The sequence below is a fragment of the Streptomyces sp. NBC_00440 genome, from assembly GCF_036014215.1.
Lineage (GTDB): Bacteria > Actinomycetota > Actinomycetes > Streptomycetales > Streptomycetaceae > Streptomyces.
On record NZ_CP107921.1, the window covers coordinates 8,332,637 to 8,344,852 of the forward strand.

Annotated in this window: 10 protein-coding genes, 1 pseudogene and 1 riboswitch; of the genes and pseudogenes, 3 read left to right on the plus strand and 8 right to left on the minus strand. The window is 69.1% G+C overall.

Going from position 1 to position 12,216, the window contains the following annotated elements:
- Positions 1-1,052 precede the first annotated feature (1,052 nt).
- Entirely contained in the window at positions 1,053-2,075 is a 1,023-nt protein-coding gene (locus tag OHB13_RS37050) for a hypothetical protein (protein ID WP_328380137.1), read from the plus strand.
- Positions 2,076-2,379: 304 nt separating this feature from the next.
- Here the strand turns inward: OHB13_RS37050 and OHB13_RS37055 are convergent, their stop codons facing one another.
- Genes OHB13_RS37055 through OHB13_RS37065 form a run of 3 tightly spaced genes read right to left on the minus strand, consistent with a single transcriptional unit; the run spans position 2,380 to position 4,695 of the window.
- On the minus strand, positions 2,380-3,270 hold the full coding sequence (locus OHB13_RS37055; RefSeq protein ID WP_328380138.1) for a TIGR03619 family F420-dependent LLM class oxidoreductase: 891 nt from the start codon (positions 3,268-3,270) through the stop codon (positions 2,380-2,382).
- 34 nt (positions 3,271-3,304) lie between these two features.
- On the minus strand, positions 3,305-3,928 hold the full coding sequence (locus OHB13_RS37060) for an NADPH-dependent F420 reductase (protein ID WP_328380139.1): 624 nt from the start codon (positions 3,926-3,928) through the stop codon (positions 3,305-3,307).
- Positions 3,929-3,960: 32 nt separating this feature from the next.
- On the minus strand, positions 3,961-4,695 hold the full coding sequence (locus OHB13_RS37065; RefSeq protein ID WP_328380489.1) for an SDR family NAD(P)-dependent oxidoreductase: 735 nt from the start codon (positions 4,693-4,695) through the stop codon (positions 3,961-3,963).
- Positions 4,696-4,839: 144 nt separating this feature from the next.
- Between OHB13_RS37065 and OHB13_RS37070 the strand changes: the two genes are divergently transcribed.
- Together OHB13_RS37070 and OHB13_RS38860 are read left to right on the plus strand one after the other, a co-directional pair.
- The gene (locus tag OHB13_RS37070; protein WP_328380140.1) at positions 4,840-5,451 is read left to right on the plus strand and encodes a TetR/AcrR family transcriptional regulator; all 612 of its coding nucleotides are present in this window, start codon (positions 4,840-4,842) and stop codon (positions 5,449-5,451) included.
- 479 nt (positions 5,452-5,930) lie between these two features.
- Positions 5,931-6,953 (plus strand): annotated as a pseudogene (locus OHB13_RS38860) (IS630 family transposase); the annotation flags it as partial.
- Here the strand turns inward: OHB13_RS38860 and OHB13_RS37085 are convergent.
- The 5 genes from OHB13_RS37085 to OHB13_RS37105 form a co-directional block, all read right to left on the minus strand.
- Positions 6,843-7,451: a GNAT family N-acetyltransferase gene (locus OHB13_RS37085; protein WP_328380142.1), complete on the minus strand. Its 609-nt coding sequence runs from the start codon at positions 7,449-7,451 to the stop codon at positions 6,843-6,845. The pseudogene OHB13_RS38860 and the gene OHB13_RS37085 overlap by 111 nt on opposite strands.
- Entirely contained in the window at positions 7,448-8,518 is a 1,071-nt protein-coding gene (gene tsaD, locus OHB13_RS37090; RefSeq protein WP_328380143.1) for a tRNA (adenosine(37)-N6)-threonylcarbamoyltransferase complex transferase subunit TsaD, read from the minus strand. The genes OHB13_RS37085 and tsaD overlap by 4 nt, the downstream gene beginning before the upstream one ends.
- A 246-nt stretch (positions 8,519-8,764) precedes the next feature.
- Positions 8,765-9,772, minus strand: coding sequence for an ABC transporter substrate-binding protein (locus OHB13_RS37095; RefSeq protein ID WP_328380144.1), 1,008 nt, complete (start codon positions 9,770-9,772; stop codon positions 8,765-8,767).
- 21 nt (positions 9,773-9,793) lie between these two features.
- Positions 9,794-10,555 carry an ABC transporter ATP-binding protein gene (locus OHB13_RS37100; RefSeq protein ID WP_328380145.1) on the minus strand — a complete coding sequence of 254 codons (762 nt, stop codon included), beginning with the start codon at positions 10,553-10,555 and terminating at the stop codon, positions 9,794-9,796.
- Between the two features lie 65 nt (positions 10,556-10,620).
- Positions 10,621-11,712: a FecCD family ABC transporter permease gene (locus OHB13_RS37105; RefSeq protein WP_405945237.1), complete on the minus strand. Its 1,092-nt coding sequence runs from the start codon at positions 11,710-11,712 to the stop codon at positions 10,621-10,623.
- Between the two features lie 112 nt (positions 11,713-11,824).
- Positions 11,825-11,900: riboswitch (cobalamin riboswitch) on the minus strand.
- Positions 11,901-12,216 lie beyond the last annotated feature (316 nt).

Sequence of the window (12,216 nt, forward strand, 5' to 3'; positions counted from 1 at the left end):
CCCGGGGTGGGGATGTACTGGAGGGGCGCCGGGTGCGGCCGGACAACGTCACTGGAGCACCGGGACGGGGAACGTCGGCTGTGTTCCCACTGCAAACGCAAGACGACGGGAGGCGAGCCGCGGGAGCCCTGTGCGATCTGCGGAAAGAACCTCCCGATCTTCCGTCACGACCAGGACGGCCTCCCCAGATGCCAGAAGCACCCACCTGCCGAGGACGGCACAACCGTCATCCTCAGGAAGCGCTGCCCCACGCCCACCAGCGACGGAAGGCTGCCGCGCAACTCCGCCACCGCCCCAGACTGCTCACCGGTGAGGGTGCCCAAGGCTCCCCGGCAGTGATCTCGCTGATCAATGGCTTGCTCAACGCAGGCGCTGCCCAGATCGTCCTCCCTCCGTGCGCCGTCTGCGGGCTGGCAAAGCCCCTGAAGTGGCGCGACAAGGACGCTCGCTGCTGCCGCGGCTGTTACGAGGCCAGCCGCCAAGAGCCCTGCAGCTGCTGCGGCCAGACCAAGCACGTCGCCACACGCACCCACGAAGGCGAGCCCCTGTGCTACCCGTGCATGCGCCGCGATCCCGCCAACATGAGCACCTGCTTCCTCTGCGGCCGCCTGTGGCCTTGGACCGTCAAAGACGCCGACGGCCACGCCATCTGCGGAACGTGCTGGCGCCCACCCGTCACGACCTGCTCGGTCTGCGGACAGCAGAGGCCATGCCACTACTCCACGTCCGAGGCTCCTCGCTGTGCGGCCTGCGGGGACCGCAGCGCACATGCCCCATGCTCACGGTGCAGCGCCGTCCGGGCCGTGTTCGTCCGCCTGGACAACGGCGACGGGCTGTGCGAATCCTGCGCCCGCCGCCGGGAACCGTGTGTCGACTGCGGACGAACCATGCGGGTCTACGGACGAATCGACGCAGGTCCACTGTGCACAATCTGCTACCGCAAGCACCCCTCGTCGCGACGCCACTGCGTTCAATGCGGCACACACGAACGCCTGCACCACTTCGGACTCTGCGCTGCCTGTGCAGCTCCGCGGCAGCTGCACGCTGCCCTGATGAATCCCAGTGGAGATCTGCGCCCGGAGCTCGAGCCCCTCTTCTCGGCGCTGGCCGAGTCCAAGGCGTCATCGCTGCTGCTCTGGCTCTCCCACCAGCGGCCGAAGCAGATCCTGCGCACCCTGGCCGAGGGCACTGGCCCCGTCACACACGCCACCTTGGACGAGATGCCGGAATCGAAGGCCGTGACGTACTTGCGAGCCGCTCTGGTGGCCACCGACGTGCTGCCCGCCCGAGATGAGCAGCTAGCCTCGCTGGAGCGCTGGCTGAGCGTATTTCTCCAACAGGTGGGGGACCGGCAGGAGCGGGCGCTCATCAGCCGCTTCGCCACCTCAGGCGTCTGCGGTCCCGCGCGCGGCGCCGCCCTGTCACGCGCGGGGAGTGCCAAACCGTGCGGCACGACATCTACGCGGCGGTTGCTCTGCAACGCTGGCTGCGCCGACGCGGAAGCGGTGTTACGACCTGCGATCAGGCTGAGATCGACGAATGGCTGGCTCAGTCCGGCCGGAAGCACACCCAGGCCAGGAGCTTCCTGCTGTGGTCCGCTGCACGAGGCCACACTCTCGCGGTGCACGTTCCCCCGCGGGGTACGTCGCGCGGCACCGAGCGACTCAAGCAAGAGGACGAGCGCTGGCAGATCAGCAAACGCCTTCTCCACGACGCAGATCTCGCCCTGCCGGACAGGGTGGCCTGGCTGCCTCGTCGTGCTCTACGGCCAGCCGGTGTCCCGCGTCGCCCCGCTCACCACAGACAAGATCCTGGCTGAAGCCGATGGCGTTCAGCTCCAGCTGGGATCCCGACCAGTAGAGATTCCTGAGCCGCTGGGATTCTTGCTCCTCGAACTCGTCCGTAGCCGACAGGCTTTCGCTGTCCTGGGACAGAACGGCCAAGGCCCGTGGCTCTTCCCAGGCGGCCGCGCCGGACAAGCTATGACTGCAAGCCACCTGACCGTACGGCTCAACAGGCTCGGCATCCGTGCTCGCGCCAGCCGCAACACAGCCCTGCTGGACCTTGCGGCGTAGATCTCGGCGTCGGTATTGAGCGAGGTTCTGGGCCTCTCAATCACCTGCGCGGTGGCCTGGTCCCACGACGCCGGCAACACGAGGCTCGGCTACGCGGCAGACATAGCACGCAGGGGGTGCAAATGATCCCGCCTCGTTGAACAGTCTCGATGGCGAAACGCGTTGAATGTCTGAGTGCCACTGGGCCAAGGCCGCGGGGCACCGCGCTCCTGGCCCAGTAGGGCCGGACGTTAAGCCGCGCAGCGTTCCGTGTTCCCGACGGGTAACCAGGCGAGGAAGTCCTTGGCATACTGCTCCTGGGTGGTCACAACCGACCGGTACGCGCGATCACCTGGCCGGCGAAGTCAAGCATCTGCTCAAGGTCGGGGAACAGTGCGAAGGCGTCCACGAACGCCTCGTCCGCACCGGACTCGGTCAAGCGCTTGAGCTTGTCGGCCAGCGAACCAACGGACGTGCCCGGTTCGAGGTTGATACGGATGGCCTTCTTCAGCGCGTCGGGATCGCGGCCGGCCCCCTGCGCCGCCTGGCGCGCGAGCAACCACAATTGGTCGGTGACCTCGTCCGGGAGGAAATCGATCCCGAGCCAGCCGGTGGCGCTGCGGCCAACCCGGCGCATCGCGGCCTCGCTGGTGCCGCCAATCCAGATGGGTGGCCCGCCTGCTTGCACCGGTCGCAGGTCGGCGTGGACTGGCGGCAGCGAGAGGAACTCGCTTTCCCAGGAAACCGGGTTGGCCGTCCACCACTCGTGCAGGAACGCCAGCAGGTCATCGAGCATCCGCCCGCGCCGGTGCCAGTCCGCGCTGCGGGAGATGTCGTGCTCGTCCTTCATCCACCCGAGTCCCACGCCGACTTCGAGACGTCCGTTGCTGAGCACGTCGAGTGTGGTCAGCATCCGGGCCAGGTGCGGTGGCTCCCAGTAGAAGGTGCTGAGCGTGCTTGCATTCAGCCGCACCCGGCTGGTCGCCGTCGCGGCGACGGTCCACAGCAGCACCGGGTCAAGGTATCGCTTCATCTGCGGCGGGTACGGCTGCTCTCTGCCCGGATAGGTGCTGTGCATCTCGACCGGCTGGACCAGGCGATCGCCGACCCACAGCGTGTCGTAGCCAAGGTCCTCGATTCCGCGGCAGAACGCGCTCAGGCCAGCGGCGCTGCGGATAGCGGGCCCGATGATGGGAAGTGTGAAACCAAGCTTCATGACGAGCCCCTTCGGTGTTCCGTCAACCGTCCGGTCAGACGGGAAGCTCGGTGATGCTGAGGGCGAAGTCCAGGTTCCCCACCCCGTGGTTGGCCAGGCCCACTGTGACCACGCCCGCTCCTTCCAGCCAGTGCGCCATTGTCAGGCCGCCGACGTCCAGCGGGCGCAGCCCGAGGCTCTCGATGAACGCCTCCACACTTGCCTTGGCCTGCGCATTGTCGCCGGCGAGGAAGACGTCGGGCCGACCCTTTTCCAGGACATGGCGGAAGACGGTGTTGAACGCCTTCACCACGCTGGCGCTTGCGGGTGCCGTCTTGGCGACTTCCTGCGCGATCGAGGTCTGCTCGCGGTGGGCCAGCCCGTCGAACGTGGAGTTGAAGGGGTTGCTGATGTCGACGATGACCTTGCCCGCGAGAGCTTCTCTGTACTGGGCGACGGCCGGTACGACGCCGTCGTGCAGCAGGGCGACGATGACGATGTCCCCGGCCGGGGCGGTGCCCCATTCTCCCGTCGTGGCGGCGCCGCCGAGAGTCTTGGCGAGGTCGGTGGCCTTGGACTGATCGCGGCCCATGATCTCGACGGTGTTGCCGCCCGCTACCGCTCGCGCGCCGATAGTGCGGGCCATGTTCCCGGTGCCGATGATGCTGATGTTGCTCATGAGGTGTCCTGTCCTGGTGCGTGTTGTTGGGTTCAGATGGCGGTGGTGCCGCCGTCGGCGACGAGTTCCATGCCGTTGACGTAGCTGGAGTCGTCGGAGGCGAGGAAGAGGGCGGCGGTGGCGATTTCGTCTGGGCGGCCCATCTGGCCGCGGGGGATAAGGGACTCGAACTGGCGCCTGGTGGTCTCGTCGAAGAGTTCTTCCTGCTTGGCGGTGGCGACCTGGCCGGGGGTCAGGACGTTGACGCGGATGCGGCGGTCCTTGAGCTCGTTGAGCCAGATTCGGGCCCATGCCTGCTGGACGGCCTTGCTGCCGGCGTAGACGCTCCAGCCGGGGAAGGCGCCGAGGGAGGCGTTGGAGCCGGTCATGAGGATGGAGCCGCCGTCGTTGAAGAGCGGGAGGGCCTTTTGGACGGTGAACAGGGTGCCGCGGGCGTTGAGCCCGAACCAGGTGTCGAACTGGGCCTCGGTGATCTCGCCGAGCGGGGCGGGCGCGCCGCCGCCGGCGCTGGCCCAGAGCACGTCGAGGCTCCCCTTCTCCCGCTTGACGGTGTCGTACAGGCGGTCCAGGTCGTCGAGGTTGGCGGCGTCGCCCTGGACGCCGGTGACGTTGCGGCCGATCTGCTTCACGGCCTCGTCCAGGGCGTCCTGGCGGCGGCCGGTGATGAAGACGTGCGCTCCCTCGTCGACGAACAGCTTCGCGCCGGCCAGCGCCATGCCAGTGGTGCCGCCGGTGATGACCGCGACCTTGCCGTCGAGCTTTCCCATAGTCATTCCCTTGGGTCCGTGGTGCCGTGTGTGCCTGGGGCGACGGAGTTAAGTACACCGTCTAGTGTGCTTAACGTACGCGGCGGGTGGTCAGGGCGCAAGCTATGTACACCGGTCGTTACCTAGCTGCGGTACGGTGGACCCATGACGGAGTTGGAGAAGGGCCCCACGGGTAGCCGCCGCGGCCGGGGTGCCCGCGAGCGCATCATCAGCGCGTCCCAGAAGCTCTTCCGCGAGCAGGGCATCAACCGCACCGGCATGAACGAGCTCTGCGCGGCGGCCGAGGTGTCCAAGCGGACGGCCTACCAGCACTTCGGCGGCAAGGACGAACTCGTCGCCGAGTACCTGCGCCGGTTCGACCCCTCCGTGCTGTCCGGCGTGTTCGACCGCACCGACCTCACACCCCGAGAACGGCTCCTCGCTGCCTTCGACATCTCCCCAGACACACCCCTGTGCCCGTACATCGCTGCGGCCGTCGAGCTCCACGACCCCCAGCACCCCGCGTCCCAGTACGCACGCGACTACAAGAAGGCCGTTGCCGCGCGGCTCGCCGACACCGCCCGCGAAGCCGGCGCCGCCGACCCCGAGCAGCTCGGCGAGCAGCTCGCGCTGCTCATCGATGGCGCCGCGGCCCGCACCCGGGTTCTCAATGCCGATGCCTTCCCCGCCGCCGCCGCCATTGCCGCCGTCCTCATCGGCAACGCTCTCCCCGCCCCTGCGGGCCACAACCGCCTACGGGAAGAAGTGCCGAGTTGACCTGGCACTCCGGCCGGGCTGGACTCGTTGCCGGTCACGCTGCTGCACCCACTGGTAGGCCGACACCCTTCGCCAGGCACCTGGACCGGACCTGTTGGCTTCTTACGGAACTGGCCGCCCGCTGAAGGCCGCAGTAGAAGCCGCTGGGGAGACCGGCGACCCGCGAGGATCCGCCGCCGTGGTCGGCCGGATAGATGCTTGCCCAGCACGCTGCCGTAGTGGCTGAACAGTCTCAGCGCTCTGCCGGACAGCTCAATGGCGCCGGGGCTAGTCCGTTGCGGGCCTTGCCCCCACCCTGCACCATCGACACCCGATCGGTGGCCACGCTGTAAAATGCTCACTGATCCGTACGGGGGCTCCGTCTTGCCCGGCCCTGTCGGCGTAGCCCTCCGCCCCTTGGGTATTCCGCAAGTTCTACTGAGGTTTTCGTGTTGTCGTCGGGTGGTGACGGTTCTTAATTCCTGCGGTATGCCGGTGGGGTGAGGTATTCGGAGGGTGGGGGCCTGACCGCTGAGCGTCGGGCGTTTCGTGAGGAGATCCGGCTTCAGGCCGGGCAGCGGTTCGCGGCTGGTGAGAAGACCTTGGTGATCGCGAAGGACTTGCGAGTGAGCGTGCGGTCGGTGGAACGCCGGCGTCGGACCTGGCGCGAGGGCGGCATGGAGGGCCTGCCTGCGATCCGCGGGCCCGGCGAACTCGCCGACCATCACCGATGCCCAGTTCGGCTGCTGGAGGAGGAACTCGGCAAAGGCCCGGCGACGCACGGTTTCGAAGACGAACGCCGGACCCTGGTCCGGGTCCAGGTGGTGATCCACCGTCGGCTGCGAGTGAGCGTGTCGGTGGCGACGGTGTGGCGGCTACTGAAACGGCACGGCTGGTCCTGGCAGGCGCCCGCCCGCAGAGCACTGGAGCGTGACGAGCACGCGGTGGAGCTGTGGAAGAAGGAGGTGTGGCCCCGGGCGAAAGGCTCGCGGCGGCCTCTGGGGCCTGGATCGTCTTCGAGGACGAGGCCGGCTTCTCGATGACGCCGCCCCGTGCCCGTAGCTGGGGCCGGCGCGGGCATACCCCCGTCATCCGCGTGCGTGGCAGGTCCCGCCGCCGGACCTCGGTTGCCGCGCTGTGTTGCTACAAGGCCGGCGAGAAGAGCCGTGTCATCCACCGGCCCCGCACGTACCTCCTGCTCAAGGGCGCCCGCAAGAGCTTCTCCTGGCAGGACTATCGCGACCTCCTGGTGTGGGCACACATCCAGCTCGACGGACCGATCGTGGTGGTCTGGGACAATCTCAACACCCATCTGGCCGCGGGGTGAAGCGGTACGAGGCCGAACACGACTGGCTCACCACCGTCCGGCTTCCGCCGTATGCACCGACCTGAATCCGGTCGAGGCTGTCTGGTCACTCGTGCGCAGAGCAATGGCCAACACCGCTTTCGCCACCCCCGACGACCCCGACCGCAAGCTCCGCAGCGAGTTGCGCAGGATCCAACTCCGGCCCCGCCTCATCGCCACAAGACTGGCCATCAACCCACCGACCCCGCCTTGAAAACCTCAGTAACTCGGCGCGTACCGAGGTCAGCAGCCAGCAGCGGCCGCCCGGTGCGTCGGCCGTCACGGTGTCGAGGAGCGCGGCCCCGACGCTTCGGCCGCGTGCCGCGCCCAGTACGGCGAGTTCATCGACCTCCCGTGCTCCGCACAGCCAGGCGGCGGTACGCTCAGCGCCCAGTGAGGCCGTCACCTGCGGATAGCAGTGGTCGGCCGGGAACGCGGCGGGCGTGGTCCAGGCCGTCGCGAAGCCCAGCACGACGCCACCGTCCAACGCCAAGGCCGCTACGAACCCGGGGCGTATGACGTCAGCGGCCAGCCGTGCTGCGAATCGGCCCGCCGCCCCCTCGTCCTGCGACCAGGGCGTGGCGCCGAACGCCTCGGCGTACACCTGCCGCACGCCCTCCACGTGGCCCAGCAGTTCCGGGCCGGGCACGCGGCGGACGGCGGTGGCGTCGCTCATGCCGCTCTCGCGGCAGTGCGGGAGACGGGGTGCAGGGCCGCGTACTCCAGCGGCGCGGACGGGTCGATCGAGACATCCAGCGGGCCCGGCTGGGCGCCCGCCCGGACCAGGAGGTCACCGACAGCAGCGATCATCGCGCCGTTGTCGGTGCACAGCTTCAGCGGCGGCACCCGAAGAGTGATCCCGGCGGCCGAGCAGCGTTCCTCGGCCAGCGCCCGCACCCGTGAATTGGCGGCCACCCCGCCCACCACGACCAGCGTGCCCACCCCGTGCTCGCCGCAGGCCGCCACCGCCTTACGCGTCAGCACATCCGCCACGGCCTCCTGGAGGGAGGCCGCCCCGTCGGCGAGCGGCAACTCCTCGCCCCGCAGCCGGTACTGCTCCGCCCAACGGGCAGCGGAGGTCTTCAGCCCAGAGAAGGAGAAGTCGTAACGCGCATCCCGCGACCCGCTCAGCGGCCGGGGAAACGCCACCGCCCGCGGATCGCCCTCCCGCGCGGTGCGGTCGACAGCCGGCCCACCCGGATACGGCAGCCCGAACACCCGGGCCACCTTGTCGAAGCACTCCCCGGCCGCGTCGTCGATGGTGTCGCCCAGGTGGACGATCGGATCCCGCGCCAGGTCGCGCACAAGCAGCAGCGACGTGTGCCCGCCCGACACGATCAGCACCATGCACGGGTCGGGCAACGGCCCGTGCTCCAGGGTGTCGGCCGCCACATGACCCGCCAGGTGATGCACCCCGTGCAGCGGCACGCCCAGCGAGAAGGCCAGCGTCTTCGCCCCGGCCAGCCCGACCTGCAACGCACCCGAGAGACCCGGCCCCGTGGTGACCGCCACAGCACCGATGTCCGACATCCGCAGCCCGGCCCGCTCCAGCGCCTCCCTCACGACGGGAACGAACGAGTGGACGTGCGCCCGCGCGGCGATCTCCGGGACCACTCCACCGAAACGGGCGTGCTCGTCCATGCTCGACGCCACCGCATGCCCCAGCAACTGCCCGTCACGCACAAGACCGGCGCCCGTCTCGTCGCACGAGGACTCGATCCCGAGCACCACCGCAGAACCCACCACAACCTCTTTCGCACATCAAGCGTAGTTGCAACCTATTTGCAATAAGGTACGCCGTCGCGCCATGCCGCGACGAGGGAAGTGGGAACCACGAAGGAGGCTCAGACGCCCTCTGGTTTTCCCCTCACTCCGGCAGATCTCGCACTGGAGAAGCCGTACCGACCGGGGCCGCGGCGACAGCGGGAGACGTCGACGCTCCCGCAAGCCACTGTTTTCAGCAGCGGATTCGGCCCCGCCGCCTGACCCTCAGGAGCCGTCAGTGCTTTGGCGCAGGTACGCGCCCAGCCGCTCGATCGCCGAGGGGTTGCGCGGGCTCTCGACCAGATCGGCGTAGTCCAGCGTGTAGATCCGCTTGTGCTTGATCGCGGACACGTTCCGCAGCGGCGGGTAGGAGAGCAGGAACTTCTTCTTCTGCTCCGCGCTCGTCGAGCCGTAGTCGTTGATGACGATGACGTCCGGATTCCGCTTCACGACCGTCTCCCAGCCGACTGTCGTCCACGAGTCCTTGAGGTCGTGCAGGAGGTTGACGCCCCCGGCCTCGCTGATGATCTGCTCGGGCGCGGCGTAGCGGCCGGAGGTGAACGGCTGGTCCTGGCCGCTGTCGTAGAGGAAGACCGAGGGCCGGCCCGTGCCCTTGGGGGCCTTTGCGTGCACGGCGGCAACCGTGGCCTTGTACTGCTTGATCAGCTTCTGGGCGCGCTTCTCGACGCCGAAGATCCGGCCGAGGTTCTCCAGGTCCGTATAGAGCGCGTCGAGCGGCGGCATGATGCCGCGCGAGGTGCTTGTACGGGCGTTGCGGCAGGACTCGGTGAGCAGATACGTGTCGATGCCGTCCTTGTGCAGCTCGTCCGGTGTCAGGACGTTCTCGTTGAATCCGTAGTTCCAGCCGGCGAAGACGAGGTCGGCACGCGCGTTCAGGGCGATCTCCTTGGTGATGTGGTCCTTGGAGAGCCACTTCACCTTGTCGTACGCGTCCTTGTACGGCAGGCCGACGAGGGAGCCCTTGTCAGCGGGCATGACATAGCCCGCCATGCGGCCCTCCAGGCCGAGCGCGAACATGAGCTCCGTGATGCCGACATCGTTGGTCACCACCCGCTCGGGGCGCTTGTCGTACGTGACCTGCTTGCCGCAGTTGGTGACGGTCACCGCCGGGGACTTCGCGGCCTTGGAGTCGGACGCGACCTTCGCGCCACAGCCGGTCAGCGTGAGAGCGGCGGCGAGGCCGAGGGAGGCGGAGGAGATGAGCTTGCGCACGGGGGCCTTCCGGAAGGGGTGTCAGGGTGCCAGTGGATCGAAGAGGAACTGGGTGGCGCCGGTCTCGGGGTGGCGCACCCGGTGTGCTCGGACGTTGAAGACGTCGGCGAGAAGCTCGGGGGAGAGGACCTCGTCCGGGGACCCCGAGGCGACGACGCGGCCGCCGTGCAGGACATGCAGCCGGTCGCAGTGAGCGGCGGCGAGGTTGAGGTCGTGCAGCGCGGCGAGCACGGTCGGGCCGCTGGCACGCACCCGGCGCAGGACGTCGAGCTGGTGGGCGATGTCGAGGTGGTTGGTGGGCTCGTCGAGCACCAGGACGCGTGGTTCCTGGGCCAGCGCGCGGGCGATGAGCACCCGCTGCTTCTCACCGCCGGACAGCGACAGGAAGCCGCGCGCGGCGAGGTGTGCCACTCCGGCTTGCTCCAGGGCCTGACGACAGATCTGCCCGTCACGCGCGGCGGTGCGCTCGCGGTGCGGCAGGCGGCCCATGGCGACGACCTCGGTGACCGTGAAGTCGAAGTCCGCCGTCGACTCCTGCGGCAGCGCGGCGAGCAGGCGCGCCGCGGCCCGCGGCGGCATCTGGTGCACGTCCTCGCCCTCGATCCTGACCACGCCGGCGTCGGGTCGTCGCGCCCGGTAGACGCACCGCAGCAGCGTCGACTTCCCGCTGCCGTTGGGGCCTACGAGACCCACGAAGGTTCCGTCGGGTGCGCCGAGGGTCACCTCGTCGACGAGCAGTGTGCCGGCCACCTCGACCGAAACGCCTTCCACGTCGAGCTGCACAACTCCTCCTTCACATCAAGCATCGGAACGGGGACAGATACGGGTGCGCTGCGGGAGGCGCGGCCTCAACGGCCTGTCAGCGCATGGCCCCCGCGCCGCATGAGCAGCAGGAACGCGGGCACACCGAGGGCGGCCGTGACCACGCCGACGGGCAATTCCGTCGGTGCGAGCAGCACCCGCGACAGCACGTCGGCCCACACGAGCAGGACCGCCCCGGCGAGCGGCGCGACCGCAAGCACCCGCTGGTGCGACGCGCCGACGAGCATGCGTACGAGGTGTGGAACCATCAGCCCGACGAAACCGATCGCCCCGCTCACGGCGACCACCGTGCCCGTCACAGCCGCCGTCACGACGAACAGCTCACGCCGCAGCCGGTCGGGCGGCACACCCAGGGCCGCCGCCGTCTCGTCGCCCATCGAGAGCGCGTCGAGCGAGCCCGCCCGCAGCTTGAGCCACAGCCACCCCGCCAGGACCGTCCCTGCCGCCAGCGGAACTTTCGGCCAGGTCGCCCCGCCCAGGCTGCCGAGCAGCCACATCATCGCTGCACGAGCCGCCTCGCCCCGCTCGGCGCCGAAGACCATGACGGTCGTGACGGCCTGGAAGCCGTAGGCGAGCGCGGTGCCGGTCAGGATCAGCCGCAGCGGGCTGAGCCCGAGCGGGGAGCGGGCCACCGCGTAGACGATGAGGGTCGCGGCGAGCGCCGACACGAAGGCGGAGAAGGAGAGCGCCCAGACGCCGAGACCGGCGAGCGCGCCGAACAGGATGACCGCGTTGGCGCCGACGGCGGCGCCGGAGGAGATACCGAGCACGAAGGGATCGGCAAGCGCGTTGCGCACCAGTGCCTGTACCGCGACGCCGACAGCGGCGAGCCCCGCGCCGACCACGGCGGCCAGCACGACGCGCGGGAAGCGGATCTCCCACACGATGGTGTAGGCCCCCGCATCGTCGGTGCCGAGTCTCCCGCCGCTGAGGCCGGCCCACATGAGCCGCAGTACCTGCCCCCAGCCCATTCCCGTCGCTCCGAGCCCGACCCCGCACGCGAGCGAGACGATCAACGCGAGTGCGAGTCCGATGACCAGTTGCGCAGTAGGTATTCGTCCCCTTGGGACAACCTCGGGGGCAGAGGGGGTGGTGGTGCGGGACACGGTGGCGCACATCCTCCGGGTCGGTGCCACCGGTGGAGAGCGCAGGGCACCAGAAAAGCCCGGGAGCTCTGGGGATCCTGCTCGCAGTCCGCGGCGAGCGGTTGACGGGTTGCACACCTGCCGCGGGTGACCGGACTCGCGTGACCTGGCAGGCCACACACACCGTTGCGGGACAGCGCCGGACTCGCACCGGCTTCCCCCGCGGGAGGCAGGCGCAGCGTAGCAACCCGGAGACACCGGTCCACCAGGTGGATGGTGCCCGCTTGAGGGGCACGGCCGGCTCCCGTGTGCGGCGACTGGTCATGTGACGCGCATCACGTGGCCAGTCGGGAACGCGGGCGCGCCCGCATCCGACTACTGGCAAGACACCGTGCGCCCCATAGCCATGGCATGGCGCTGGGGGAGCGGTGGCCGGCACGATCGGGAGAAGCAGTGAGCCAAGTCCATGGAGGCGAGCAAGCCTCCGCGTCACCACCGTCCTCCGTGCACCGTTCGAGGCTCCGATGGCTCCCGCCA